General features: G+C 72.5%; 20 protein-coding genes. 11 read left to right on the top strand and 9 right to left on the bottom strand.

The features are described 5' to 3' along the window. The first annotated feature begins 113 nt into the window (after window positions 1-113). The 3 genes from ISU07_RS14565 to ISU07_RS14555 are packed head-to-tail and all read left to right on the top strand — an operon-like array spanning window position 114 to window position 2,176. Entirely contained in the window at window positions 114-1,091 is a 978-nt protein-coding gene (locus ISU07_RS14565) for an EamA family transporter (RefSeq protein WP_323742624.1), read from the top strand. Between the two features lie 9 nt (window positions 1,092-1,100). After that, window positions 1,101-1,871: a DinB family protein gene (locus tag ISU07_RS14560; protein ID WP_194707519.1), complete on the top strand. Its 771-nt coding sequence runs from the start codon at window positions 1,101-1,103 to the stop codon at window positions 1,869-1,871. A gap of 17 nt (window positions 1,872-1,888) precedes the next feature. Then, window positions 1,889-2,176, top strand: coding sequence for a DUF1905 domain-containing protein (locus tag ISU07_RS14555; RefSeq protein WP_194707518.1), 288 nt, complete (start codon window positions 1,889-1,891; stop codon window positions 2,174-2,176). Window positions 2,177-2,182: 6 nt separating this feature from the next. On the opposite strand, the gene ISU07_RS14550 is transcribed toward ISU07_RS14555, so the two are convergent. Next, window positions 2,183-3,031, bottom strand: coding sequence for an SCO6745 family protein (locus tag ISU07_RS14550; protein WP_194707517.1), 849 nt, complete (start codon window positions 3,029-3,031; stop codon window positions 2,183-2,185). Between the two features lie 247 nt (window positions 3,032-3,278). Continuing rightward, window positions 3,279-3,857, bottom strand: a complete 579-nt coding sequence (locus ISU07_RS14545) for a winged helix-turn-helix domain-containing protein (protein WP_194707516.1) — start codon at window positions 3,855-3,857, stop codon at window positions 3,279-3,281. A 65-nt stretch (window positions 3,858-3,922) separates the two neighbouring features. Here ISU07_RS14545 and ISU07_RS14540 point away from each other — a divergent pair, with 65 nt between their 5' ends. Further along, window positions 3,923-4,501, top strand: a complete 579-nt coding sequence (locus ISU07_RS14540) for a dienelactone hydrolase family protein (protein WP_194707515.1) — start codon at window positions 3,923-3,925, stop codon at window positions 4,499-4,501. A gap of 15 nt (window positions 4,502-4,516) precedes the next feature. Continuing rightward, the gene (locus ISU07_RS14535) at window positions 4,517-5,596 is read left to right on the top strand and encodes a PQQ-dependent sugar dehydrogenase (RefSeq protein ID WP_194707514.1); all 1,080 of its coding nucleotides are present in this window, start codon (window positions 4,517-4,519) and stop codon (window positions 5,594-5,596) included. On the opposite strand, the gene ISU07_RS14530 is transcribed toward ISU07_RS14535, so the two are convergent. Beyond that, on the bottom strand, window positions 5,573-6,190 hold the full coding sequence (locus ISU07_RS14530; protein ID WP_228521909.1) for a hypothetical protein: 618 nt from the start codon (window positions 6,188-6,190) through the stop codon (window positions 5,573-5,575). The two genes, ISU07_RS14535 and ISU07_RS14530, sit on opposite strands and share 24 nt — an antisense overlap. 78 nt (window positions 6,191-6,268) lie before the next feature. Here ISU07_RS14530 and ISU07_RS24840 point away from each other — a divergent pair, with 78 nt between their 5' ends. Further along, window positions 6,269-9,223: a helix-turn-helix transcriptional regulator gene (locus ISU07_RS24840; RefSeq protein ID WP_194707513.1), complete on the top strand. Its 2,955-nt coding sequence runs from the start codon at window positions 6,269-6,271 to the stop codon at window positions 9,221-9,223. Window positions 9,224-9,235: 12 nt separating this feature from the next. On the opposite strand, the gene ISU07_RS14520 is transcribed toward ISU07_RS24840, so the two are convergent. Next, complete coding sequence (locus ISU07_RS14520; RefSeq protein WP_194707512.1) at window positions 9,236-12,613, bottom strand: pyruvate carboxylase; 3,378 nt, start codon at window positions 12,611-12,613, stop codon at window positions 9,236-9,238. Window positions 12,614-12,739: 126 nt separating this feature from the next. Between ISU07_RS14520 and ISU07_RS14515 the strand changes: the two genes are divergently transcribed. Continuing rightward, a complete protein-coding gene (locus ISU07_RS14515; protein WP_194707511.1) occupies window positions 12,740-13,489 on the top strand; it encodes a GNAT family N-acetyltransferase in 750 nt (249 codons plus the stop codon). Here the strand turns inward: ISU07_RS14515 and ISU07_RS14510 are convergent. Both ISU07_RS14510 and ISU07_RS14505 read right to left on the bottom strand, forming a co-directional pair. Further along, the gene (locus ISU07_RS14510) at window positions 13,421-15,007 is read right to left on the bottom strand and encodes a PH domain-containing protein (protein WP_194707510.1); all 1,587 of its coding nucleotides are present in this window, start codon (window positions 15,005-15,007) and stop codon (window positions 13,421-13,423) included. The genes ISU07_RS14515 and ISU07_RS14510 overlap by 69 nt on opposite strands. Further along, window positions 15,004-15,495: a PH domain-containing protein gene (locus tag ISU07_RS14505; RefSeq protein WP_194707509.1), complete on the bottom strand. Its 492-nt coding sequence runs from the start codon at window positions 15,493-15,495 to the stop codon at window positions 15,004-15,006. The genes ISU07_RS14510 and ISU07_RS14505 overlap by 4 nt, the downstream gene beginning before the upstream one ends. Before the next feature lie 62 nt (window positions 15,496-15,557). Here ISU07_RS14505 and ISU07_RS14500 point away from each other — a divergent pair, with 62 nt between their 5' ends. Both ISU07_RS14500 and ISU07_RS14495 read left to right on the top strand, forming a co-directional pair. Then, complete coding sequence (locus ISU07_RS14500; protein WP_194707508.1) at window positions 15,558-17,909, top strand: calcium-binding protein; 2,352 nt, start codon at window positions 15,558-15,560, stop codon at window positions 17,907-17,909. A gap of 159 nt (window positions 17,910-18,068) precedes the next feature. Next, window positions 18,069-20,579, top strand: coding sequence for a calcium-binding protein (locus ISU07_RS14495; RefSeq protein WP_323742623.1), 2,511 nt, complete (start codon window positions 18,069-18,071; stop codon window positions 20,577-20,579). On the opposite strand, the gene ISU07_RS14490 is transcribed toward ISU07_RS14495, so the two are convergent. The 3 genes from ISU07_RS14490 to ISU07_RS14480 all read right to left on the bottom strand — a co-directional run bounded on the left by ISU07_RS14490 (window position 20,576) and on the right by ISU07_RS14480 (window position 24,166). Next, window positions 20,576-22,363, bottom strand: a complete 1,788-nt coding sequence (locus tag ISU07_RS14490; RefSeq protein WP_194707506.1) for an acetyl/propionyl/methylcrotonyl-CoA carboxylase subunit alpha — start codon at window positions 22,361-22,363, stop codon at window positions 20,576-20,578. The two genes, ISU07_RS14495 and ISU07_RS14490, sit on opposite strands and share 4 nt — an antisense overlap. A 67-nt stretch (window positions 22,364-22,430) precedes the next feature. Further along, entirely contained in the window at window positions 22,431-23,465 is a 1,035-nt protein-coding gene (locus tag ISU07_RS14485) for an S-adenosylmethionine:tRNA ribosyltransferase-isomerase (protein ID WP_194707505.1), read from the bottom strand. After that, the gene (locus ISU07_RS14480; protein ID WP_194707504.1) at window positions 23,462-24,166 is read right to left on the bottom strand and encodes an SDR family NAD(P)-dependent oxidoreductase; all 705 of its coding nucleotides are present in this window, start codon (window positions 24,164-24,166) and stop codon (window positions 23,462-23,464) included. Before ISU07_RS14480 ends, ISU07_RS14485 begins: the two co-directional genes overlap by 4 nt. A 461-nt stretch (window positions 24,167-24,627) precedes the next feature. Here ISU07_RS14480 and ISU07_RS14475 point away from each other — a divergent pair, with 461 nt between their 5' ends. Next, window positions 24,628-25,839, top strand: coding sequence for a DUF222 domain-containing protein (locus ISU07_RS14475; protein ID WP_194707503.1), 1,212 nt, complete (start codon window positions 24,628-24,630; stop codon window positions 25,837-25,839). A 26-nt stretch (window positions 25,840-25,865) separates the two neighbouring features. Next, a complete protein-coding gene (locus tag ISU07_RS14470) occupies window positions 25,866-26,333 on the top strand; it encodes a hypothetical protein (protein ID WP_194707502.1) in 468 nt (155 codons plus the stop codon). Window position 26,334: the final 1 nt, after the last annotated feature.

Here is a 26,334-nt window from a genome sequence, read left to right as displayed (position 1 = left end):
AGCACGTCGAAGCGTCCGGAAATCGCGGTTCGTTGTCCGGAAACCACTCGGGGAACGTCGGTGCGCGCACCTAGGCTGACGGTGTGCGACAGGAGCAAACCGATCAGACGCATGTGACACTGCCGACGGCCGTGGCGCCGGCGGCGTGGCTGGTCGCGGTCGCCCTGGGCATCGTCTACGTCGTCTGGGGCTCCACGTACCTCGCCATCCGGGTGATGGTGGAGGACCTCCCGCCGCTGGCGTCCGCGAGCTGGCGCTACCTCGTCGCCGGCCTGCTGCTCGGCGCGATCCTGGCTGCCCGGAGCGGGGTGCGGCGGCTGCGCGCGACGCCGCGCGAGCTGGTCGGGTGTGCGGTCCTCGGCCTGCTGCTGCCGGCCCTCGGCAACGGACTGGTGACGTTGGGGGAGCACATGGGCACGCCGTCGGGCGTGGCCGCGCTGCTGATCGCCGCCGTGCCGCTGTGGGTGATCGTCTACCGGCGGGTGGCGGGCGACCGGCCCACCCGACGTACGACGCTCGGCACCCTCCTGGGCTTCGGTGGGCTGGTGCTGCTCATCGCCTCGTCCGGCCTCGGCGGCGAGGTGAAGATCGGGGCCAGCCTCGTCGTCATGTCCGCGACGGTGTTCTGGTCGCTGGGCTCGTGGTCGACGCCGCGGCTGCCGCTGCCGAAGGACGCGTTCGTGCTGACGGTCTACGAGATGCTGTTCGGCTCGCTGTGGCTGCTGCTGCTGGCGGCGTTCCGGGGCGAGCACCTGCTCCCGGTGGCCGCGCCACTGGACGCCTGGCTGGCCTGGGCCTACCTGGTGACGTTCGGGTCGGTGGTGGCGTTCACGGCGTACGTGTGGGTGCTGGGCGTCGCGCCGATCTCGCTGGTCGCGACCTACGCCTACGTGAACCCGGTCGTGGCCGTGTTCCTGGGCTGGCTGATCCTCTCCGAGCCGGTCACGCTGCCGATCGTCATCGGCGGCGGCATCGTCGTCGGGGCGGTCGCGATCGTGGTGTCCGCCGAACGCCGGGCGAACCGGGTGTCCGCCGAGGAGGCGGGCGTGCAGGAGGCCATCAGGACGGGCGACGTCCGGATCACCTCCTAACCTGGCGGCATGATCGAGGGCTTCCAGGACCTGACCGGATCGACGTACGAGAAGACCGACCTCTCGGGGTCGAGCTTCAGGCTCGTGCTGTTCGACGGCTCGACCATCCGCGAGAGCGACATGAACGGCGTGCTGATGCGCGGGGTGGGGATCGACAACACGCGCATCGACGGCGAGATCGGATCGCTGGTCATCAACGGCGTCGAGGTCGGCCCGATCATCGAGGCCGAGCTGAACCGGCGTGATCCGGACCGGACGAAGTTCAAGCCCACGACGGCGGACGGGTTCCGCGACGCCTGGGAGATCAACGAGCGTCGCTGGGGCGCGACCGTCGACCGGGCTCGCCGCCTGCCGCCGGACCGGCTGCACGAGTCGGTCGAGGGCGAGTGGTCGTTCGTGCAGACCCTGCGGCACCTCGCGTTCGCCAGTGAGTCGTGGGTCGGGCGGGCCGTGCTGGGTGACCCGTCGCCCTGGCACCCGCTGTCGCTGCAGTGGGACACCTTCCGGGACCTCCAGATCCCGCAGGACCGGGACGCCCGGCCGTCGCTCGACGAGGCGCTGGCGATCCGGCAGGACGCCATGGCGCTCGTACGCCGCGTCGTCGACGACCTGACCGAGGCCGAGCTCGAGCGGGAGACCGACCCCTGCGTCGGGCCGGGCTGGCCGCTCGAGGGAGCCACCTTCTCGGTGCGGGACTGCCTGCTCACCGTGCTCAACGAGGAGTGGTACCACCGGGTGTACGCCGAGCGGGACCTGGCGGTCCTCGAGGCGCAAGACTGACCCAGGGGGTCGAGCCAGTGGAGCTGACGTTCACGAACGTGGTGATCGAGTGGCGCGGGCCCGCGCCCTACTACTACCTCCCGCTCACCGAGGAGGCCGCCGAGGACGTGCACGACGTCCGCCGGCTGGCGACGTACGGCTGGGGCGTCATCCCGGTCTCGGCCGTGATCGACGAGGTCGCGTTCGAGACGTCGCTGTTCCCCAAGGACGGCGGGTACCTGCTGCCGCTCAAGGACGCCGTCCGCAAGCCCGCCGGCATCACCGTCGGCGACGAGGTCACGGCCGAGCTCACCATTCGGTTCTGAGCGCGCTCAGGCCTCCTCCGAGTTCGACCCCGTCTCCTCGAGGCGTTGCGTGATGGGCTCGAGGGACGCGACCAGCTCGTCGAGCTCGGGCGGCTCGAGGCCGTCGTACGGCGCCTCGGCGAGCGCGTCGGTCAGCGCCTCGATCCGGTCCTTCGTCGCTCGCCCGGCGTCGGTGAAGCGGCCGTCGGCGTCGAGGAGGCCGCGGTCGCGCAGGCCGTCCATGACCTCGGCCAGGTAGGCCTGGGGGAGGTGGTGGATCCGGCCGAACGACTCCGCGGGGTGGATGCCCATGTCGAGGGCGCTCAGGACGTGCGACTCGGTGCCACTCACCTGCTCGGACACCAGCGCCACGATGTGGCCGTCCCCACGGTGCTCGCGCAGCATGTTGGCGGCGTGCCAGAGACGGGTCACGGGCTCCTCGGGCATCGGGAGCGTGCGGAGGCCGGCGTACATCACGCGGCCGTTGGTCGGGGCGCTGGTGGAGGCCTTCGCGAGGAGATCCGCGGCGCGCGCGAGGCCGGGTGTCCCGGTGAGGTGGCCGAGGATCTTCCGCAGCGCCGCGACGCAGCCCTGCTGCCGGGCGGCGTGCGCCGCCTCGGGCGTCGTGGTCTCCCAGACCCTCGGGATGTGACGGGCCGCCTCGCCGGGGCCGAAGTTGTAGAAGGCGGCGTGCACCACCTCGGCGGGGACGCGGCCGAGCGGCGCCGAGCGGCCGGCGAAGTACCCGTCCCAGTAGTTGTCGCGCAGACCCAGGGCGGTCATCGCGTCGTTGGGCTCCGGCGAGAAGAAGTTGACCAGCGAGATCGGCTCGGTGAGCTCGAACATGCGTCGGGCGACCGGCTTCGGGTGCGGCATGCGTGTCATCGTGTCATCCGCCTGAGCTGCGCCCCGGGTACGTGCGAGTTGCGCCCCGGGTACGTGCGAGTTGCGCCCCGGGTACGTGCGAGTTGCGCCCCGGGTACGTGCGAGTTGCGCCCCGGGTACGTGCGAGTTGCGCCTCGGAAGCCCGCCGTTGTGCCGGGAGCGCAACTCGGCGGTGCCGGGGGCGCAACTCGGCGGTGCCGGGGGCGCAACTCGGCGGTGCCGGGGGCGCAACTCGGCCCTAGGACTCCTTCTCGGGGAGCGTGGGGGCGTCGGTGGGGTAGAGGCCCGCGACGAAGCCGTAGACCTGGTCGCCGGCGCGGGGGATCTGGGCGAAGCGGCGGGCGACCTCCTGGACCTCGGCCCAGAAGGCGCGGACGTCGTCGCGGGCGATGCGGGCGTGGACGAGGGTGCAGCGCAGGTCGTCGATCTCCTTGGCGCGGCGGGACTCGCCGTACGCCGTGGCGAGACCGTCGATGTTGGCGATCAGCGCGATGTCCTCGTCGGAGGCCAGCGCGCCGATGTAGATCGTGCGCGCGACCCGTCCGTAGTAGCGCTCCTCGATCGCCCGCACCCGCTGGGTCCGCACCACCTTGAACAGGCCGGCGTCGACGAGCAGGTTCACGTGGTACGCGACGGTGCTCTTGGGCCGCCCGACCGCCTGCGCCAGCTCGGTCACCGTCGCGGCCCGCTCCAGGACCAGCTCGAGCAACGACCCGCGCAGGTCGTCGGCCAGGGCGCGCAGCTGCGCCGGCTCCGTGACCACGACCATGTCGTCGAGGTCGTAGTCCGGGATCTGGGGCGCAGGGTTGACCGACATTGTTAGAACATTCTAGATTGTTGGATCATTCGAGGACAGTCGTTCGATGAGAAGGAGTCTAGGCAATGACCGACGTCGTGCTCTTCCACCACGTGCAGGGACTGACCGACGGGGTGACGGCGTTCGCCGACGACCTGCGGACCGGCGGGCACACCGTGCACACGCCGGACCTCTTCGACGGCCACACGTTCGAGTCGATCGAGGACGGGTTCGGCTACGTCAAGGGCCTCGAGGACGGCGTCGTCGACCAGCGCGTGGCCGCCGCGGTCGAGGGGCTGCCGGAGGGCCTGGTGTACGCCGGGATCTCCTACGGCGTGCCGCCGGCCCTGCAGCTGGCCGTCACCCGTCCCGGCGCCAAGGGTCTGGTGATGATCGAGTCCGCGCTGCCCATCGAGGGCGAGTGGGCGGTCGGCCCGTACCCCGACGGCGTGCCGCTGCAGATCCACGGCGGCGAGGGCGACGAGTACTTCCAGGAGGACCGCCCCTTCGCCGACCAGGCCGTCGAGCTCCTCGGCGAGCGCGCGGAGCTCTTCGTCTACCCCGTGCAGCAGCACCTGTTCACCGACCGCAGCCTGCCGTCGTACGACGCCGACTCGGCCGCCCTCGTCACCCAGCGCATCCTGGCGTTCCTCGACCGCGTGTAGGCCACACTTTCCCGTGTGAGGGTGCTCTCGCGGGTGGTCGCCACCGTCGGCCTGGCGGCGCTCGTCGTCGTCGGGGTGCTGTGGTGGTCCGGTCGCGCCGACCACGCGAACGGCGACGCCGAGGTGCTCGTCACCGGGCTCGAGGTGCCGTGGGGGCTGGCGTTCCTGCCCGACGGCGACGCGCTGGTCGGCGAGCGCACGACCGGGCGGCTCTACCAGGTGCCCGCCGAGGGCGGCGACGCCGAGCTGGTGGCGACCGTGCCGGACGTCGCCGACGACGGCGAGGGTGGGCTGCTCGGGATCGCGCTGGACCCGCTCTTCATCCACTCCGGCCACGCGTTCGTCTACGCCTACCTCACGACCGCGTCCGACAACCGGGTCGTGAGGTTCCACCTCGACCCGAGCGGCACCGGCATCTACGACCTGCAGGTGATCCTCGAGGGGCTGGCGAAGGCGAGCATCCACGACGGCGGCGGGCTCGCGTTCGGCCCGGACGGGCAGCTGTACGTCGGGGTGGGGGACGCCGGTGTCCCCGACCGGGCCCAGGACCCGGCCAGCCTGAACGGCAAGATCCTGCGGATGACGACGACCGGCCAACCGCCGCTCTCGCCGGCCAACCCCGACCCGCACTCGCTCGTCTGGTCGATGGGACACCGCAACGTGCAGGGGCTCGCCTGGGACTCGTCGGGGGCCATGTACGCCCCCGAGTTCGGGCAGAACACCTGGGACGAGGTCAACCTCATCGAACCCGGCAAGAACTACGGCTGGCCGGTCGTCGAGGGCATGGGCGACGACCCGGCGTACACGAACCCCGTCGTCACCTGGACGACCGACGAGGCCAGCCCCTCGGGGATCGCGATCGTGGGCGACGTCGCCTACGTCGGGGCCCTGCGGGGTCAGCGCCTCTGGCGGGTCCCGCTCGACGGCGGTGACCCCGAGCCGCTGCTCCAGGACCAGTACGGCCGGCTGCGCAACGTCCAGGCCGCCCCGGACGGCTCCCTCTGGATCACCACCAGCAACCGCGACGGCCGCGGCCGCGCGGACGGCGGCGACGACCGGATCCTGCGGCTCTCAGGGTCCGACGGCCCGCCGTAGGGCGGTGTACGACTCGACCAGGGCACGCCGCTCCTGCGCGAGCAGCGGGTCCAGCCGGTCGCAGCCGTTCGCCACCCAGGCGTCGCTGATGTCCATCGCCTCGACCCGCGCGGCCGCGGCCGGGCGCACGTCTTCCGGGTCCGCGTCGTACACGTAGGCGTAGAGGTCGACGAGCGACTGCTCCAGCTCGGAGCCCGGCACGCCTGGGTCGTGCTGGTGCGCGCGGTGCAGCCGCCACCACTCGACCTCCAGCCTCGCCGCCGTCGCCGGGTCGATGTGCAGGTCCCGGCTGTCGCGGGCGACCAGCAGGTAGAACCGCCGCATGAGGTCGCGGCAGGCGTCCGGGTCGTTGTCCGGGTACGGCGCCCACTTCTGGTTCGCGCGCAGCACCAGGTACGCGCCGTACAGCGTCCTGCGCCGACCCATCCCGAACCCCGCACCGACCATGCCCACGGCCGCCGTCAGGAAGGTCCGCCACTCGTGGCGGTAGTACGCCGCCCACGCGTCGGTCTCGAGGTTGCCGACCTTCACGGGGTCGAAGTCGCGCGGGCCGGGCATCGTCGCCTCCAGGACGTCGTGCGAAGTGGTCGCCAAGGCGACCAGATCGTATGACGTCAGCCGGGGGGCCGGAACCGAAGAGACAGCGCCGGCCCGGCACCGCACACTGGTCCGGTGAAGCCGGCGGCGCTGAGCGGGCGCGACTCCGAGCTCCGGACCCTGCTCGACATCGTCCGGCGTGGGGTCGGCGGCACCCCGCAGGCGGTCGTCGTGCGTGGTGAGTCCGGGGTGGGCAAGACGACCCTGGTGCGCGCGGTGGTCGACGAGGTCCGCGCCGACGGCGCCCAGCTCTTGTGGGGCCAGGGCCTGCGCTTCGGTGCCGTCGAGGCGGCCTACCACCCGCTCGTCCTCGCGCTGGAGGGGTGGCTCCGGTCGGCCGGCGAGGCGGAGCGGACCCGGCTCCTCGACGAGATCCCGGCCGCGGCCAGGGTGCTGCCCTCGTTGGGCGCGCCACCGCCGGAGTCCCCGGCGCCGTTGATGACCGTCGTCGACGCGCTCATCGGGAGGATCGTGGCTCGCAGCCCGACGCTGCTGGTGGTCGACGACGTGCAGTGGGCCGACCCGTCGACCTGGGATGCATTGACCTACCTGGTGGCCGGGTTCGGTGAGCAGTCGCTCGCTCTCCTCGCGACCCAGCGCGAGGACGGCGTGCGTGACGAGCGGTTCCAGCACTGGCTCGACGGCCTCCGACGTCTCCCGGGGACCCACGCGCTCGACGTCGGTCGGCTGGACCGCGAGGGGACCGAGCGGCAGCTCACGGCCCTGATGGAGGGTGAGCCGCCTCCCGGCCTGCTCGAGGAGGTGTTCGCACGCTCTCAGGGCAACCCGTACTTCACCGAGCTGCTGGTCCGGCAGGCGGCGACGGGCGGGGTGGACGGCGCCGACGCCCTGCCGGACGAGCTGCGCCGCGCTCTCCTGGACAGCTGGCAGGCACTCGATCCGGGCACCCGCGCGATGACCCGTGTGCTCGCCGTGGCGGGACGCCCGACGCCGGTCGCGACGCTGTCAGCGGTGGCCGCAGACCTCGGTCTGCCGGCGACCGAGGGGCTGCGGGAGGCGGTCGACGCCCGCGTGACGGTGCTCGAGGGAGACCTCCTCTGGTTCCGGCACCCGCTGCTGGCCGAGGTCCTGGTGGAGACCTACCTCCCGGGAGAGGCCGGACCGGTGCACGCGGCGTGGGCCGGACTCCTCGCCGGGACGACGGGGGAGGGGGTGGACGAGCTGCGTCGCCTCGGGGACCTGGCGACGCACCAGGAGCTGGCCGGCGCACACCCGGAGGCCTTCGCCACGCTGCTCCGGGCGGCCGACGTCGCGCTGGAACTTCGGGTGCGGCACGAGGCGGCCGACTTCCTCAGCCGGGCCGTCGCCCTGTGGGAGACGGGGTCACCCGACCGCGACGACCTCGACGCCGAGGTGCGGCTGCTGGAGCGAGCCGGTCGGGTGTGCGAGCGCGCGGGGCGCAAGCAGGACGCGTGGCGCCTCATCGGCCGGGCTCGTGAGCGCCTGGACGAGACTCTTGAGCCGTTGTGGGCGGCGAAGCTCCGGATGACCCACGAGGACCTCTCGTGGGAGCTCGGCCTGATCGAGTCGATCGGCCAGGACATCACCGACGACGTGGTGCGTCTCACCCTCGCCGACCCCGACAGCAGTGAGCACGTCGATGCGTTGACGTGGACGGCCGAGAACCTCTACTGGTCGGGGCGGCCCGAGGAGGCCGCCGTGGCCGCCGGTGTTGCCGTGGAGGCCGCGGAGCGGGTCGGGTCGGGTGCCGCCCTGGCACTCGCGTACGCCACCAGGGCGATGATGACCCTCGGGGCGGATCTCGTGCAGGCGGCTCGCGATGCGGAGACGGCACGAGCGCACGCCGAGGCTTCCGGAGACCCCGACCTCATGGAGCTCGTGTTCCTGGCCGGGTGGTGGGTCCACCAGACGTCCGGGGACCTGGACGTGCTCGTGGGCTATGTCCAGGAGTGGCTGGACCTGGACCGCAGCGTCGGCGGTGCGGGCTGGGAGTGGCCGCGTCAGGTCCTCTCCCAGCTACTGCTGGACAGGGGCGATCTCGTCGGCCTGGACGCGCAGGTGCGGTCCGCCCTGGCGCGAGCGGACTCGGCGTACTTCGAGGTCACGGCGCGGCTGGCGGCCGCCGTGCTGGCCGTGCGGCGCGGAGCCCTCGACGCCGCGGAGCAGCACCGGGTCCGGGCCTACGAGGTGATGCCGTTCCTGGAGGACCGGCGCGGCGTGGACGCCGGACCGCTGCTGACCGAGATCCTGGTCGCGCTGGGCCGTCCCGACGAGGCCCTGGCCCTGGTGGAGCGCACTCTTCCGATCAACACCGGTGATCCCGCCACCATGGACGCGATGCTCATCGGGGCCGCCCGGGCCGTCGCTGAGCTGGTGCAACGGGCGACGGACGACCGCGACCCGGATGCCGTCCGGAGTCACCGACAGTCCCTGGACCGGCTCCTGGAGACGCGGGCGGGGTTGCCAGGCACTCCCTTCGAACCCGTCGAGGACCGCGACCGGGTGGCACGGGCGCGAGGGGCCCTGTTCCTGGCCGAGGTCGGCCGGGTCCACGACGAGGACGACCGGGTCGACCGCTGGCGGGAGGCGGTCCGGGCGGCCGAGACCGCAGGCATGCGGTGGGAGCAGCACCGCGCGGCCGTGCGGCTGGCCGCGGCCCTGGTGGAGTCCGGCACCGGCCGGGACGAGGCGGCGCGGATGATGAGATCGGCCCACGCGTACGCCGCGGAGCAACGTGCGGCCCCGCTGGCGGTCGCGGTCGAGGAGCTCGCCGGGCTCGCACGGATCTCGCTGGCCGCGCCGGTGGAGGCACCGGCCGTGTCGCGCGCCTTCGCCGGCCTCACGGCGCGAGAGGTGGAGGTGCTCGGTCACCTGGTCGCGGACCGGACCTACGCCGAGATCGCCGCCGAGCTGTTCATCAGCGAGAAGACGGTGAGCGTGCACGTCTCGAACCTGCTGCGCAAGACCCAGACGTCCTCGCGGCGCGAGGTCGCGGCGCTCGCCCGCCGCGTCGGCTGGTCAGACGGTCCGGTGCACAGCGGCCAGTGACGCGGGACGGGCTCAGCCCAGCACGAGCACCAGGTCGCCGCCGTCGACGGTCTGGGTGCCGGAGAACGCCAGCCGCTCGACCGTGCCGGCGCGTGGCGCGGTGATGGCGGCCTCCATCTTCATCGCCTCGATGGTGGCCAGCGTCTGACCGGCCTCGACCTCCTCGCCCTTCTCGACCACGACCGTGACGGCACCCTGGAACGGCGCGGCGACGTGGCCGGGGTCGGAGGTGTCGGCCTTCTCGGCGGCGGCCACCTCGGCCGACACCCCGCGGTCGCGGATGTTGACCGGCCGCAGCTGGCCGTTGATGAGGGCCATCACGGTCCGGTACCCGCGCTCGTCCGGCTCCGAGATGGCCTGCAGGCCGAGGATGATCGTCACGCCCTCGTCCAGCTCGACCTGGTGCTCGATGCCCTGCCGCAGCCCGTAGAGGTAGTCGATCGAGGAAAGCACCGAGACGTCGCCGTACGTCGCGCGCACCTCCTGGAAGTCCTTGGTCGGCCCGGGGAACAGCAGCTGGTTCAGCGTGGCCCGGCGGTCCTTGTCCAGGCCGTGCAGCTGCTCGTCGGTGAGGGAGCCCGAGGGCGCCTCCCACGGCCGGCCCTCGATCGCCTTGCTGCGGAAAGGCTCGGGCCAGCCGCCGGGCGGGTCGCCGAGCTCGCCGTGCAGGAAGCCGATGACCGACGCGGGGATGTCGAACTTCTGCGGGTTCTCCGCGAACTCCGCGGGGTCGGCGCCGACCGCCACCAGGTGCAGCGCGAGGTCGCCGACCACCTTGCTCGACGGCGTCACCTTGACGATGTGACCGAGGATGCGGTCGGCCGCGGCGTACATGTCCTCGATCTGCTCGAACTTCTCGCCGAGGCCCAGGGCGATCGCCTGCTGGCGCAGGTTGGAGAGCTGCCCGCCGGGGATCTCGTGGGTGTAGACGCGGCCCGTCGGGGCGGGCAGGCCGGACTCGAACGGCGCGTACACCCGGCGGACGGCCTCCCAGTACGGCTCGAGCGCGCAGACGGCCTCCAGCGACAGACCGGTCTCACGCGGGGAGTGGTCGGTCGCGGACACCAGCGCCGACAGCGGCGGCTGCGACGTCGTACCCGCCATCGATGCGGTGGCCGCGTCGACCGCGTCCACCCCGGCGTCGATCGCCGCGAGCAGGGTCGCCAGCTGGCCGCCCGGGGTGTCGTGGGTGTGCAGGTGCACCGGCAGGTCGAACTCCTTGCGGAGCGCGGTCACCAGGGTCCGGGCGGCCGGCGCGCGCAGCAGTCCGGCCATGTCCTTGATCGCCAGCACGTGGGCGCCGGAGTCGACGATCCGCGACGCCAGGCCGAGGTAGTAGTCGAGCGTGTAGAGCTTCTCGTCCGGGCTGGAGAGGTCGCCGGTGTAGCAGAGTGCGACCTCCGCGACCGTCGTGCCGGTCGACAGCACCGCCTCGATCGCCGGCCGCATCTGCTCGACGTCGTTGAGGGCGTCGAAGATCCGGAACACGTCGATGCCGGTGGCGGCGGCCTCCTCGACGAAGGCGTCGGTGACGGCCGTGGGGTACGGCGTGTACCCGACGGTGTTGCGCCCGCGCAGCAGCATCTGCAGGCAGAGGTTCGGAGCCGCCTGGCGGAGCTTGGCCAGCCGCTCCCACGGGTCCTCGGAGAGGAAGCGCAGTGCCACGTCGTACGTCGCCCCGCCCCACGCCTCCAGCGACCAGAGCTGCGGGGTCGTGCGGGCGACGTGACCGGCGACCTCGAGCAGGTCGCGGGTGCGCACGCGGGTGGCGAGCAGGGACTGGTGCGCGTCGCGGAACGTGGTGTCGGTGACGGCGACCCTGTCCTGGTCGCGCAGGGCCTGCGCGAAGGCCTGCGGGCCGAGCGCGAGCAGCTGCTGCCGCGTGCCGTCCGGCGCGGGCACGGCGAGGTCGACGTCCGGCAGCTTGCTGACCGGGTCGATGCTCACCGGCGCGGGACCGTGCGGCTGGTTCACCGTGACGTCCGCGAGGTACGTGAGGAGCTTGGTGCCGCGGTCGCCCGACGAGCGCGCGGTGAGCAGCTCGGGGTGGGTCTCGATGAACGACGTCGTCACCCGGCCGGCGTAGAAGTCGGGCTCGTCGAGCAGCGCCTGGAGGAAGGCGATGTTGGTGGAGACGCCACGGATCCGGAACTCCGCCAGGGCACGCCGCGCGCGCTCGACGGCCTTGTCGAACGTGCGGGCGCGACACGTCAGCTTGGCGAGCATCGAGTCGAAGTGCGGGCTGATCTCCGCGCCCGTGTACGTCGTACCGCCGTCGAGCCGGATGCCCGCACCGCCGGGGGACCGGTACGTCGTGATCCGGCCGGTGTCCGGGCGGAAGTTGTTGGCCGGGTCCTCGGTGGTGATCCGGCACTGGAGGGCGGCACCGCGGATCTGCACGGTCTCCTGGCTGAGGCCGAGGTCCTCGAGCGTCTCGCCCGACGCGATCCGCATCTGCGACTGCACCAGGTCCACGTCGGTGATCTCCTCGGTCACCGTGTGCTCGACCTGGATGCGCGGGTTCATCTCGATGAAGACGTAGTTGCCGTCCGGGTCGACGAGGAACTCGACCGTGCCGGCGTTCTTGTAGCCGATGTGCCGGGCGAACTTGACCGCGTCCGCGCAGATGCGCTCGCGCAGCTCCGGGTCGAAGTTCGGCGCCGGCGCGATCTCGACGACCTTCTGGTGACGGCGCTGCACCGAGCAGTCGCGCTCGAAGAGGTGCATCACGTTCCCCGCACCGTCGGCGAGGATCTGCACCTCGATGTGTCGGGGATCCACGACGGCCTGCTCGACGAACACCGTGGGGTCGCCGAACGCGCCCTCGGCCTCGCGCATGCAGGTCTCGACCGCCTCGCGCAGCTGCTCCGGCGCGTCGACGCGCCGCATGCCGCGGCCGCCGCCGCCGGCGACGGCCTTGACGAAGAGCGGGTACGGCAGCGCGGACGCCGCCTCCACGACGACGTCGGCGTCGTCGCTGGGGTCGACCGAGGCAAGCGTGGGTACGCCGGCCTCCTTCGCCGCCGCGATCGCGCGGGCCTTGTTGCCGGTCAGCGACAGCACGTCCGCGGTCGGCCCGACGAAGGTGATGCCGGCGTTCGCGCAGGCCTCGGCCAGCCGCGGGTTCTCGCTGAGGAAGCCGTATCCTGGGTATACCGCGTCGGCTCCCGCACGGACGGCGACGGCGACGATCGCGTCCGGGTCGAGGTACGCGCGGACGGGATGGCCGCGCTGGCCGATCTCGTACGCCTCGTCCGCCTTCAGGCGGTGCTCGGACCACCTGTCCTCGTTCGGGAACACCGCGACGGTGCGCGCTCCGAGCTCGTAGGCAGCCCGGAACGCCCGGATGGCGATCTCGCCCCGGTTGGCCACGAGCACCTTCGAGAACATGGCCCGCAGGCTACTTGCGGGGCGCTACCACGGCGGCTCGTTGTCCGGTCGGTGGTTGGGTCGTCGTGTCCCAACCGTTATCGGTATACGGGCGCACCGGCCGGGTCGTGAGGGATCATCTCTCCGATGACGCCCTGGCAGCTGTACGAGCGCGGCGCGGCGACGCTCGTCGCGTCGTGGGCGGAGTACGCCCGCGGAGCGGTGGGCGCGTCCGTCGTACGGGTGCCGGGTGCGGTCGTCGCGGTGTTCACCGAGGAGCCGGAGAGCCTGGTCTACAACAACGCCCTGGCCGACATGGGGCTCGATGCCGAGGCTCGTGCTGCGATGGTCGCGGCGGTCGAGGAGGAGTACGTCGAGTCGGGCGTCGAGCGGTACGCCCTGTGGGTGCACGAGGGCGACAACGCGATGCGCGCCGAGCTCGACGACCGCAAGTACGTCGTGACCGAGTCGACCCGTGCGATGGGCATGGCCCTGCGGGACCTGGACGTCCCGCGTCCGGAGCTCGAGCTGAGGACCGCGGGGTGGTCGGACTACGTCGCCATGCTCGGGCTGGGCGCCGACTTCCAGCAGTACGCCGACCCCGACGCGTTCGTCGTCCAGGTGGCCCTGCTGGACGGCCGGGCCGCCGCGGTCGGCATGGCCTACGACCACCAGGGCGACTGCGGCATCTACAACATCACGACCCTGGAGGACGCGCGGCGCCGCGGCCTCGGCTTCTCGCTGACCGCGTTGATGCTGCACGAGGCGCGCGAGCGCGGCTGCATCACCGCGTCGCTGCAGTCCACCCCCATGGCGGAGGGGCTGTACTCACGCGTCGGGTTCCGCGACCTCGGGCGGTACCTCGAGCACACGCCCCGCTGGGCCCTCGTCCCCTAGGACCAGGAACTGCTCGACCAGCCCCGGCACCGCGTCGCGGGCGAGGGCGGTGCCGACGGGGGCGGGTACGTCGAGGACGGTCACCGACTGCCGCCCGCCCGCCATCGTCGCGACCAGCGTGGTCAGGCCGACCCGCCGCTGGAACCAGGTGTCGCTGAACGTCCAGCCGATCACGGCCGGCGTCTCGAGCGCGACCCGGCGGCGCACCAGGCTGCCGGCGCGTGACACGAGGTGGCCGCCGACCAGGGCGTGGCCGAGCGTGCGCGAGCGGTCGACGGCGAGCCCGTAGCCGGCCGCCAGCGCGAGCGGGCCGAGCAGCACGGTCTCCCACGGCACGTCCGCCGTGAACGCCAGGGTCGTGGCCGCCACGGTGACCAGGGCGGGTACGACGAGGGCACGGGTGTAGCGGCGACGGGTGGCGGCCGGCCCGTGCGCGACCAGCGGGGCGGTGACCGGCTCGGGGGTGCCGAGCACCTGCACGGCCACGCCGGCGACGAGGTCCCGAGGTGCGGGAGGTACGAGCGTGCCGGAGCCGCGCTCGTCGCGGTCCAGGCCGGTGACGATCGCCGACAGCCGAGCGCCGGACGCCAGCCGCAGGCCCAGCGGCTCGCCGAGGCTGACACCGCGCAGCCGGGTCGCGTCCATGCTCGTCTCGCGGGTGGTCAGCAGCCCGCGGCGCAGGTGCCAGGCATGGTCGGCGCGCGTGTAGACGAGCGTGAAGCCGTAGTTGGTGACCAGGTAGCCGAGGACCGCCAGCACCGATGCGACCAGCGCCAGCCCGAGGAGCGCGACCGGCACGAGGAGCAGGAGCGAGAGACGGGCCGCCCGCTCGGCTGTCGTGTCGATGGGCAGCTGGTCCCAGAGCCCGAGCCCGTTGAGCACCTGGCTGCCGCCGCCGAGGACCGCGGCCGCGATGACCAGGCCGGAGCTGGTGAAGGGCGCGAAGCGCAGCCAGCCCGGATCGAACCGCACCACCGGGCGGGTGTTGTCGGCCTCGGTGGCCCGTTCGCGCGCCTCCGGGGTCCCGTGCAGGAGGTCGGAGCGCAGCGCGGCGGCCGCGCGGGTGCGCACGCCGTCGAGGTCGAGCTCGTCCTCGCCCTTCTTCGAGGCGGTGCCGGTGCCGATCCGCACGGTCGTCAGACCGAGGACGCGGTGGATCGGCGAGGCGGTGATGTCGACCGTGCGCACGCGGTCGATCGGCGTGGACAGCACGTGCTTGTTGAGCAGGCCCCGGCGCAGCTCCACCCGTCCACCGGCGATCCGGAAGCTGGTCGTGACGTACCGCGCGACGCCCAGCGCCACCGGGATCGCGATGCCGATGACGTTCCACCACCAGTCGTGGCCTCCAGAGGCGCTGCCCGCCACGAGGATGCCGATGAGCGGCACGAGGAAGCGGCCCACCTCGCGGATCGGGTGCACCAGCAGCATCAGCGGGTCCAGGCGCTGCCACTCGGCGTGGTCGACCAGCCGATCGGGCAGCCGGTCGGCGTACGGGTTGACCGCCTGCTCGTCCGTCACGTCGCGTCGCCGGGGATCGTGTCGGCCTTGATGGTGAGCTCGTCGACCACCGCCCGGGCCCGGTCGCGGTCGAGCCCGGCGATCTCCAGCGCGCCGGCGGCCGACGCGGTGGTGACGGTGACCGACGCCAGCCCGAACAGCCGGGCGATCGCGCCCTCGACGTAGTCGACGGTCTGGATGCGCGACATCGGCGCGATGCGGCGCTCGCGGCGCCACCAGCCGGTCTGGGTGTAGACCGCCGTGTCGGTGACCTCCCAGCGGTGCACGAGGTAGCGCCACTGCGGGATCACGAACGCCGCTGCGAGCGTGACCGCGCCGAGCAGGACCGGCATCCACCACTGCAGGTCGTACCAGTCGAAGACCAGCGAGGTGACCAGCAGTGCGGCCATCAGGACCGCCGCCCGGACCAGGCCGCCCACCATCCACATCAGCCGCGCGCGCGGGCTGACCAGCTCGCTCGGGTCGCGCAGACGGGGGGCCGGCTCCATGCCGCCGAGCCTACGGGCGGTCATCGACCGAACCGATGTCCCGGGCCCAGCGTCGTACGGTCGTGACCGTCCCTGCGCGCCTCCTCGCCGCCGGCGCGCTCGGAACGGCGCTGCTGGCCCCGCTGTCCGCCGGGGCCGCACCAGTGTCGCCCGGCTGCGACGGCCAGCGCGCCACGATCGTCGGGACCCGCGGCGACGACCACCTGGTCGGCACGTCCGGACCCGACGTGATCGTCGGACTCGGTGGGGACGACCGGATCGAGGCGGGCGCCGGCCGCGACGTGGTCTGTGGGCTCGCGGGTGCCGACGTCATCGACGGCGGACCCGGCAACGACCGGATCTTCGGCGGCATCGACTCGTGGTGGTTCGACCGGGGCGGGCCGAACCGGGTGGGCGACCGGGTGCTGCCCGGTCCCGGCAAGGACTACGTCGACCTGGGCGCGGACCGACGACCCGGTGACGAGACGCTGGAGCGCGACACCCTGGTCTACCGCGACCTCGACCACGGGATCGTCGCGCACTTCTGGCCGCACGAGGGATCGGTCGAGGCGGACGGCACCGACACGGTCCGCGTGCACGGGCAGATGGGCGTGGTCGGCACGCGTTTCGACGACACTCTCATCGGCTCTCCCAGGGCGGACACCCTGCGAGGGCTGGGCGGCCAGGACTACTTGTACGGCTACGGCGGCGACGACCTGCTGCTTCCCGGTGGCGGCGTCGACGAGGTGTACGGCGACTCCGGGAACGACGACATCGGCTCGTCGGGCGGTGCGGACGCGCTGAGAGGCGGACCCGGCGACGACTTCGTGGACACGCAGGGGAACCCGGACGTGGCGATCGTGACTCTGGGAGCCGGCGCCGACCAGCTCAACACCACGGTGCGACCCCGCGGCGGTTTCGACGCCGACGCCGGCACCGGTCACGACACCATCGTGCTCGGCTACGCCCGGCACGACGACCTGCCGCCCGCCGACCTCGACCTGGGCAGCGGGGTCGTCACCCTGGGTACGTCGGCGACGGGGCGGCTGGCGTCGTTCGAGTGGTGGGTCATGCTCGACGACCAGCCGCTGACCATCCACGGCACCGACAAGGCCGAGCGCATCGAGGCCGGCGGGCAGGGTCCCGTCCGCGCATGGATGGCGGGCGGCGACGACGCCGTCTACGCGTCCGGCTCCGACGACTTCATCGACTCCGGACCGGGTGACGACCTGGTCTGGGCCTACCAGGGGACCGACACCTGCCTGGAGACCGAGCACGCCCGCGGCTGCGAGGTCCGGCAGCTGCCCGGCCGTGTCCGGGCCCGGGAGCCGGCGGTGATGTGTCACGGCCGGCCGTCGACCATCGTCGGCACGCCGCACCGTGACCTGCTGGTCGGAACGGACGGTCCGGACGTCATCGTCGGCCTCGGCGGTGACGACCGGATCGAGGGCGGAGCCGGCGACGACGTGATCTGCGCCGGCCTCGACGGCATGAAGCCGCGCACCTCGAACGGCGGCTGGGTCTACTACCTGGCCGTCGGCGACACCGTCCTCGGGGGAGCCGGGGACGACCTGATCGACCTCGGGTACGACGAGCGCCAGGTGACCAACAACGGCTTCGCGCCCGACGTGCTGGTCCTGGGCGGGGCGCACGGTGCGACGCTCCGGCTTGCCGAGGCGGGGGGATGGAGCGTCGCCGACGGTGCCGGGCACGACCGGATCGTGGGTCAGCCGAGGCTCGACGTCCGCGGATCGCAGGGACCGGACCGGATCTGGGGCACGTCGTACGACGACCACATCGACGGCCGGGGTGGGGACGACGTCGTCCGTGGACTCGGAGGAGAGGACGTGCTGCTCGACTCCGGGGCGGGCGACGACCGCGACCGGCTCCTCGGCGGGCGCAGTCGCGACACGCTGAACGCTGCATCGGGGCCGGACGTGCTCGAGGGCGGACCGGGCAACGACGACCTCATCGCCTCCGACGACGCAGTGAGCCTGGACGGCGGGGTCGGGGACGACCAGCTCGTCTACGGCGGTGCCGGTGTCGGCTGCGCGGACCTGACGGGTGGCCAGGGATCGGACTTCCTCTCGCTCATCCCGTCAGCCGGCAACATCCGCGGCCGCATCGAGGTCGACCTGGACGGCGGGGCCGTCGGTCCGTGCGGCGCGGTGACCGGCGTCGAGATCCTCAGCCTGACCGACCAGACGTCAGAACCGGAGCGAGGACCGCACTGGGTGGTACGCGGCACCCCGCGGGCCGACCAGGTGACGCTGTTCGAGGGAAGTCGTCTGACCGCACACCTGCGCGGCGGCGACGACACGCTCGTCGGCGGTCAGGGCGACGACGTCCTCGACGGCGGTCCCGGGGACGACACGGCGGACGGTGGCTCGGGCGAGGACCGATGTCCGCGCGTGGAGCACCGGACGAGCTGCTAGCGGTGGGACCGTTGCGTCGGCGTCGAGGCCGGTCACCCGTCACGGCTGGTGCCGGTCAGTCCTCGAGACGACCGTGGGGTGGATCGGAGGGCAGATCCTCGTGAGCGGTCGGGACCTTGGGCCCTGGGACACCGACCTTGACCCTGCTGGGCTCTGCGTATGCCTGTGGGTATGTCTCTGCGTCGCACATGGAGCTGGGCCGGTGTGCTGGCCCTGGCGCTGCTCGCCCTGGGTCCGGTCTCACCGGTCGTGTCCGACCCCCCTCATGCGCTGCTGAACCCCTCGTCTCCGCACTGTCTGGGAGGCGCCGCAACCCTCATCGGCACTGACGCCAGGGACGTCCTGGTGGGCACACCTGGCGACGACGTGATCGTCGGCCTGGGTGGTTCGGATGTCGTCAAGGGCCGCGGCGGTGACGACCGTGTCTGCGGAGGGCCCGGCGACGACACGCTGCTGGGGGGTGGTGGCACGGATGTGCTGGACGGCGGCAACGGCGACGATGCCCTGCACGGGGGGCGGGACGGCTGGTGGGCGAGAGGACCCGGTGACCGTGCCCTCCTGGGCGACGTCCTGGAGCCGGGGCCGGGCAACGACCTCGTCGACGGCGGACAGGACGCCCGCCAGCGGTGGAAGCCGACGGCGACGTTCGACCCGGAGCAGCCGTCCTACCCCGACAGCGTCGACCTCTCGTCGTCACCCGAGGCGGTCGAGGTCCGGCTGGCCGGTGCCGGCGGACGCGGCCGAGCGCGGGGACAGGGCGCGGACACGATCGTCGGTCAGCCGGTTCTGGCGGTGGTGGGCACGGCGTACGACGACCGTATCGTCGGCGGCCCGGCCTCCGATGTGCTGAGCGGAGGCGGCGGTGCCGACGTCCTGGACGGCCGGGCTGGACGCGACGTCCTCGACGACGTCGACCCCCAGGACCCCGAAGAGGAGCGATGGGCGCCGTCGACGGAGGTGGACCGGCTCCGCGGTGGCCCTGGCGCCGACGTGGTGATGTCGACGTGGGGGTCGGACCGAGTCCGGGCCGGGGGAGGCGCCGACCTCGTGGACATGAACGTCGGCGCGTGCGGTCGGCTGGACGGTGGAACCGGCGCGGACCGCTTGGGCATGCGTGCGAACCAGCGCGGGGTGGCCGAGCTCGACATCGCGGCCGGGACGATCAGTGGCGGACTCGACGGGGCGCCGTGCACCGTCATCTCGGCGTTCGAGAAGTACCTGCCCACTGGATACACCACGTTCGTGGTGCGCGGGACCGACTCGGTGGACCGGATCGGTGTCGGGCCACCTTCGCCCAGGTGGATCTGGTCCGCCACGGACGGGCACACCCGCCTGGTGGCCTCGCTGCGAGGCGGCAACGACGTGGTCGTCGGGTCGGGAGGAGACGACCTGATCGACGCCGGACCGGGTGCGGACCGGGTGCGGGCCGGTGGCGGGACGGACGTGTGCCTCGGCGCCGAAGACGCGGCCGGTTGCGAGCAGGACTCGCTGCCCGGCGGTACCCCGACGTGCGATGGCCGGACGGCGACGATCCTCGCCGAAGTGGCGGGTGGCCGGGTGGTGGGCACGCCGCAGGACGACGTCATCGTCGGGTCATCGGTGAACGACCGCATCGACGGGCTGGGAGGAGACGACACGATCTGCGCCGGCGATGGTGCCGACGTCCTGCGCGGCGGAAGCGGCCAGGACCGTCTGTTCGGCGGCCCCGACGGGGTGCTGCGCTATGACAACGACCCCAGCAGGACCGTGCTGAGCGCCATCGGGGACGCGGTGCTCCCCGGCCCTGGTGACGACCTGGTGGACCTCGGGCTCGACCCCCGGCAGCACCAGGGCGACCCGGGCAACTACGACCAGCTCGAGTACCTGCCCGACGTCCTCGACTACAGCGACTCCCCCGTCGGTGTGGTCGCCGACCTCACCACCACGTCGGACGTCGTGGCGGTGCACGTCGGCCCCGAGTCCGACTCGGCGGTGTTCCCTCCGGGCACGATGCTGCGAGCCAGCCTCCACGCCGACGTGATCACCGGGAGCCCGGGTGACGACGTGGTGGCCGGGCTGGGTGGCGGCGACGTGGTGACGGGGGGCGCGGGGAACGACTCACTGGACGGTGAGGTGTCGTGCGGTTGGTACGACGCCTGCGCTGCCGCGGATCTGGTCCCTGACGACCTGGATGGCGGGGACGGCGTGGATCGCCTCATGACGCGATGGCGAGCCGGCTCGAGTGTGCGAGGGGGAGCCGGCGACGACTGGCTGACCGTGCTGATGGACGCTCCGGGTGACTCTCACCTCGACGGAGGGGACGGTCACGACACCGTCGACCTCGAGGCCGCCCTACCGGGCCGCACCTGGCACGGCACGGTCGACCTCGGCGTCGGCACCTTCACCTACGACCGCCGCCCTTCCGGAGTCCTCGGGCACGTCGCCTCCTTCGAGGAGCTCCGACTCGACCGGGACGACACCTGGACGGTCTTCGGCAGCAGTGGTGCTGACGCCATCTGGGGCGCAGGCGAGGTCTGGAGCCGAGGCGGCGACGACTTCGTGTCGGGGACGTTCGGAGATGACTTCATCGACACCGGTGACGGGCACGACGAGGTCTGGGCGTACGACGGGCAGGACACCTGCCTGCACGCCGAGGTGACCTCGTCGTGCGAGGTCAAGAAGGCCGACTAGTCCTTCAGCTCGCAGATCACGGCACCGTTGGTGACCGTCGCGCCGACCTCGGCGTTGAGGCCCGTCACGGTGCCGGCCTTGTGGGCCTTCAAGGGCTGCTCCATCTTCATCGCCTCGAGGACGACCACGACGTCGCCCTCGGCGACGGCCTGACCCTCCTCGACCGCGACCTTGACGATGGTGCCCTGCATGGGGCTGGTGACGGCATCGCCGCTGGCGGCCGCTCCGGCCTTCTTCCCCGCGGCTCGCTTGGGCTTCTTCGCGCCGGCGGCGGGGCCGGCCGCGAGGCCGCCCAGACCGCCCGGCAGCACGACCTCGAGTCGCTTGCCGCCGACCTCGACGGTGACCCGCTGGCGCTCGGCCGGCTCGTCGACCTCGGCGCTCTCGCCGCCGTACGGCTCGATCGTGTTGTCGAAGTCCGTCTCGATCCACGTCGTGTAGACCTCGAACGAGCCCTCGCCGCTGGGGTTCGAGGCCCCGACGTACGCCGGGTCGTCGACCACCGCGCGGTGGAACGGGATGACCGTGGGCATGCCGTCGACCACGAACTCGGCCAGGGCACGGCGCGAGCGCTCCAGCGCCTGGGTGCGGTCGCGGCCGGACACGATGAGCTTGGCGACCAGCGAGTCGAAGGCGCCGGGCACCGTCTCACCCTGGTCGTAGCCGCCGTCGAGGCGGATGCCGGGGCCCGACGGCGCGTGCCAGTGGGTCAGCGTGCCTGGAGCCGGCATGAAGCCGCGGCCGCCGTCCTCGGCGTTGATGCGGAACTCGATCGAGTGACCGCGTACCTCGGGGTCGTCGTACCCGAGCTCCTCGCCGGCGGCGATCCGGAACATCTCGCGGACGAGGTCGATCCCGGTGACCTCCTCGGACACGCAGTGCTCCACCTGCAGCCGGGTGTTGACCTCGAGGAAGGAGATGGTGCCGTCCTTGGCGACGAGGAACTCGCAGGTGCCGGCGCCGACGTACCCCGCTTCGCGCAGGATCGCCTTGCTGGACTCGTAGAGCCGGGCGACCTGGTCGTCGGTGAGGAACGGCGCGGGTGCCTCCTCGACCAGCTTCTGGTGACGGCGCTGGAGGGAGCAGTCGCGGGTGGAGACGACCACGACGTTGCCGTGCTGGTCGGCCAGGCACTGGGTCTCGACGTGCCGCGGCCGGTCCAGGAACTTCTCGACCAGGCACTCGCCGCGCCCGAACGCGCCGACGGCTTCGCGGACCGCCGACTCGTAGAGCTCGGGGATCTCCTCCAGCGTGCGGGCGACCTTCAGGCCGCGGCCGCCGCCGCCGAACACCGCCTTGATGGCGACGGGCAGGCCGTTGGCCTTGGCGAACTCGACGACCTCGTCGGCGTCCTTCACCGGTTCCTTGGTGCCCGGCGCCAGCGGGGCGTTGGCCTTCTGTGCGATCTGCTTGGCCTTGGCCTTGTCGCCCAGGGCGTCGATGGCGTCCGGCGACGGCCCGATCCAGGTCAGGCCGGCGTCGATCACGGCCTGCGCGAAGCCGGCGTTCTCGGCCAGGAACCCGTACCCCGGGTGCACCGAGTCGGCGCCGGACTTCTCCGCGACGGCGATGATCTTCGCGATGTCGAGGTAGGAGTCGGCCGGCGTCGCGCCACCGAGACTGTGCGCCTCGTCGGCCAACCGCACGAAGAGGGCGTCGCGGTCGGGGTCGGCGTACACCGCCACGCTCCCGATCCCGGCGTCCTTGCAGGCGCGGATGACGCGGACGGCGATCTCGCCGCGGTTGGCGATCAGGACCTTGCGAAGAGGCTTGATCTCAGGCACCGGGGCACCATATCGCCCGGCATCCGTCGGTCGAGGAGGGCCGAAGGCCCGTCACGAGACTCCGAACCTAGGGCAGGAGCAGCGCCGAGTCCCCGAACTCGTGCCAGAGGTAACCCTCCGCAGTCGCCGCGTCGTACGCCGCCCGGGTGAGCTCCTTCCCCGCGACGGACTCCACGAGCATGAGGTGGGAGGCCTCGGGGTCGTGCCAGCCGGTGACGAGCCCGTCGACCACGCGGGCAGGGTCGTCGGGGGAGATGACGCGGTCGGTCCAGCCGGCCCGCTTCCTGACGTGGCCGCTGCGGTCGACGGCCGACTCGAGGGCGCGGGTGACGGTCGTGCCGACCGCCACCACGCGACCACCGCGCGCCTTGGTGGCGTTGACCGCCTCGGCGGTCGCCTGCGGGACGGCGTACCGCTCGGCCTGCGGCGCTTCGCCGGCCTCCTGGCTCGAGAGGCCGGTGTGCAAGGTGATCGGGGTGATGGCGATGCCTCGGCTGACCAGGCGCGTGACGATGTCGGTGGTGAACGGACGGCCCGCGGACGGCATCTCGGCGCTGCCGGGGTCGATGCCGAAGACGGTCTGGTAGTCCGTGAGCGGGTAGCGGCGGTCGAGGTACCCGTAGGCGATCGGCCGCCCGGTCCGCGCCATCGTGGCGGGCAGGTCGCCGCTGGCCGTCGCGCGCCAGAGGCGGTTGCCCTCGCCGGTCGGTGAGCTCCTCCTGTGGCCGTGCGGTGCCTGGAGGGTGAGCGTGGCGCCGTCGAGGTACAGGGTCTCGCCGGGTACGGCGTCGAGCACCGCCCTGCTCGCGTCGGGGCTGGTCCGCAGCTCGACCACCCAGGCGCCGTCGTCCAGGCGGGTGGCGACGTGCACGACCACCGCGCCCCGCGCCGTACTGGTCGCGTCGGCCTCCCCGGCGATGGTCGCGCTGGTGTTCACCACGAGCAGGTCGCCGGGCTCGAGCTCGTCGGGGAGGTCGCGGAACGTGCGATGTCGGAGGTCACCGGGCGTCCGTGCGACGAGGAGCCGGACGCCGTCCCGGGGCACGCCGCGGTGCTCGGGCGGCGCGGCGGCGAACGCTCTGCTCACGGTGGGGGTGCTCATGCGGGCACTCCCGTCAGGGTCGGGATGTCGGCGGCGCGGTAGCGGCCGCTGCGTGGTCGCCGGTCGACCAGGGCGAGCAGGTGGGGTACGACGCTCTCCGGGCTCGGCAGGTGGCTCAGGTCCTCGCCGGGCTCGGCGTCGCGGTGCATCTGGGTGTTCATGTCGCCGGGGTCGACGACGTACGCCGTCACGCCGGTCTCCTCCCCGAACGTGAGCGTCAGGTGGTCGAGCGCCGCCTTGGACGCGCCGTAGCCGCCCCAGCCCCCGTAGTGCTGGACCGCCGCGTCCGAGGAGAGGCTGAGCAGGATGCCGTCGTTGCGCTGGAGGTCGTGGACGAGGGCTCGCGTGAGGGCGTGGGGGGCACCCGCGTTGGTCTCCCAGATCGCGGCCAGGCTCTCGGTCTCCAGGTCCTTCAGCGCGGGCATGGGCGTCGGTCCGAGCGTGCTGGCGTTGTGCACCAGCAGGTCGAGGCCCTGGCCGCCCACCGCCTTCACCAGCTCGGCGCGGTGGCCGGGGTCGGCGATGTCGCCCGGGATCGCCGCGACGGCATCGAGGTCCCGGGTCGCCTCGGCCAACCTGGCGGCGTCGCGCGCGTCGGTGACGACGGTCCAGCCACGGTCGTGCAGCGCGTGCACCAGAGCGCGCCCCAGTCCCGCGGACCCGCCGGTGATCAGGGCCAGAGGTCGGTCAGTACGTGTCATGTCATCGAGGGTGCAACCTCAAGTCCACTTGAGATCAAGCCCGTGGGCCGAGGAGTGTCGCTCCGCTGGTCGAGGAGAGCGTCGCTCCGCTGGTCGAGGAGGGACGAAGTCCAACGCTGGTCGAGGAGGGACGAAGTCCAACGCTGGTCGAGGAGGGACGAAGTCCAACGCTGGTCGAGGAGGGACGAAGTCCCGTCACGAGACCCCGCGACCCCGGCTTCGGCCTGCGGGCCGCCGGCTGGTTGCGGTCGAAGAAGAACGAACAGGGGTGGCTGGTCGCCGGAGGTGGTTGCGGTGGCCAGCTGAAGACCGTGCCCGCCGGCAGGTCCGTGGGTGGTCGACCGCTGTGGTCGCCGCCCGGAACAGCCTCCCCAAAATCGTTGGCCAGATTCCCGGAATCCCTTGTGGACAAAGGGTTTCTGGCGAGTTGGAGTGTCGGTGGTCGATGCTTGGATTGACACATGTCCAGCACGTACGCCGCCCCGCTCGATGCGGTCGAGCGCGCGCTGGACGACCTCGCCACGATCGCTCCGGACTACCGCAGCACCGGGGAGAAGAAGGACGCCCTGGTCCGGTTGTCGCGGATCGTGGCCCGGGTCGAGGCCGAACGGATCCGGATCCTCGCGACCGCGGAGGACATCGCGGTCGAGACCGGGGCCCGGTCCACTGCGCACTGGCTCGCGGCCGAGACCCGCGACGGGATCGGGCAGGTCCGGGTCCGCGAGAAGCTCGCCCGCATCGGTGGTGGGGCGATCACGGCCGCGATGGGTGAGGGTGCGGTCAACGTGGCCCAGGCCCGGGAGATCGTCGACGCCCTGGAGCGGCTGCCGAAGAACCTGGACCCCGAGCTCCGGGACAAGGGCGAGGCCTACCTGATCGGAGAGGCCGCCCACTTCGGACCCCCGGAGCTGCGACGGCTCGGGGCCAGGCTGCTGGAGGTCATTGCCCCCGAGGACGCCGATGACGCGGAGTACCAGCGGCTCCTGGCCGAGGACCGCCGCGCCCGCGCCGTCACCCGGGTCACCTTCCGCGACCGCGGCGACGGTTCGGGAGACCTCCACGCCCGGATGCCCATGCCCGTGCTGAACCGGCTACGGACCTACCTGGAGTCCTACACCTCACCCCGCCGCGGACCCCTCGGGGATGACGTCGAGCAGCTGCCCGCACCGCGGCGTCGCGGGGAGGCGTTCTGTGCGCTGCTGGAGAACCTCCCCGCCAACCGGCTCCCGAAGCACGGCGGGACCGCCACCAGCGTGATGGTGATGATCGACCTCGAGACCCTCCGGGCCGGCGCCGGGTTCGCGGAGACCTCCACCGGGGACCGGCTCACCGCCGAACAGACCCGACGCCTGGCCTGCCAGGCCGGCATCATCCCCGTCGTCCTCGGCGGGAAGGGCGAGATCCTCGACCTCGGCCGCAGCAAACGCCTCTTCACCGGCCCACAGCGCAAGGCCATGGCCCTCCGCGACCGCCAGTGCACCGCCGACGGCTGCACCATCCCCGCCGCCTGGACCGAGGCCCACCACTTCCGACAACCCTGGACCAAAGGCGGCAGAACCGACCTCGCCGACGGCAAGCTCCTCTGCCCCTTCCACCACCACCGCGCCCACGACCCCGCCTGGCAGACCCACCACCATCCCAACGGATCCACCACCTTCCACCGCAGGACGTGAGCCGCGCTGAGGGTCATACTCGAGTCGTGGAGCCGACGCGGGAGGTCGACAGCGCGCGGGGCGGTCTCATCCGCCGCGAGGCTCCGCCGCGCATGGGCGACCTGCGCTGGAACGGCGAGGAGTGGCGGCGCTGGAACGGCCGGCGCTGGATCCGGGCGTTGGCGTCCGTGCAACCGGAGCGGCTGAAGAACCCGGCCAGGTACAGCGACGAGGACGCCGTCAGCGACGAGCGCCAGCAACGCGCGCTGGCCTTCGCGGTCGAGGACCAGGTCGCGACTTACGGTGCGCACGTCGTGTTCCAGGGCCCGAGCGGCGCGATCATCGGCTACCGCCGCCGCGTGTCCCACGGACTGCACGCGATCCTGACGATCCTGACCTCGGGCCTGTGGGCGATCGTCTGGCTCGCCGCCGCGGCCGGACGCCGGGAGGACCGCGTGCGCCTCGAGCCGGACCGCTTCGGCAACATCTGGGTCACGAAGGTCGCCGGGGCCTGAA

Origin of the sequence: Nocardioides islandensis (assembly GCF_015352455.1) — a bacterium.
Lineage (GTDB): Bacteria > Actinomycetota > Actinomycetes > Propionibacteriales > Nocardioidaceae > Nocardioides > Nocardioides islandensis.
Note: the sequence above shows the minus strand (reverse complement) of the source record. Positions and strands in the feature narration are given on the sequence as shown.

Coding starts and splice junctions, on each gene's coding strand:
- ISU07_RS14560 (WP_194707519.1), top strand. CDS start 1,101: ATGATCGAGGGCTTCCAGGACCTGACCGGATCGACGTACGAGAAGACC.
- ISU07_RS14550 (WP_194707517.1), bottom strand. CDS start 3,031: ATGCCGCACCCGAAGCCGGTCGCCCGACGCATGTTCGAGCTCACCGAG.
- ISU07_RS14545 (WP_194707516.1), bottom strand. CDS start 3,857: ATGTCGGTCAACCCTGCGCCCCAGATCCCGGACTACGACCTCGACGAC.
- ISU07_RS14540 (WP_194707515.1), top strand. CDS start 3,923: ATGACCGACGTCGTGCTCTTCCACCACGTGCAGGGACTGACCGACGGG.
- ISU07_RS14520 (WP_194707512.1), bottom strand. CDS start 12,613: ATGTTCTCGAAGGTGCTCGTGGCCAACCGGGGCGAGATCGCCATCCGG.
- ISU07_RS14515 (WP_194707511.1), top strand. CDS start 12,740: ATGACGCCCTGGCAGCTGTACGAGCGCGGCGCGGCGACGCTCGTCGCG.
- ISU07_RS14505 (WP_194707509.1), bottom strand. CDS start 15,495: ATGGAGCCGGCCCCCCGTCTGCGCGACCCGAGCGAGCTGGTCAGCCCG.
- ISU07_RS14495 (WP_323742623.1), top strand. CDS start 18,069: ATGCCTGTGGGTATGTCTCTGCGTCGCACATGGAGCTGGGCCGGTGTG.
- ISU07_RS14485 (WP_194707505.1), bottom strand. CDS start 23,465: ATGAGCACCCCCACCGTGAGCAGAGCGTTCGCCGCCGCGCCGCCCGAG.
- ISU07_RS14480 (WP_194707504.1), bottom strand. CDS start 24,166: ATGACACGTACTGACCGACCTCTGGCCCTGATCACCGGCGGGTCCGCG.
- ISU07_RS14475 (WP_194707503.1), top strand. CDS start 24,628: ATGTCCAGCACGTACGCCGCCCCGCTCGATGCGGTCGAGCGCGCGCTG.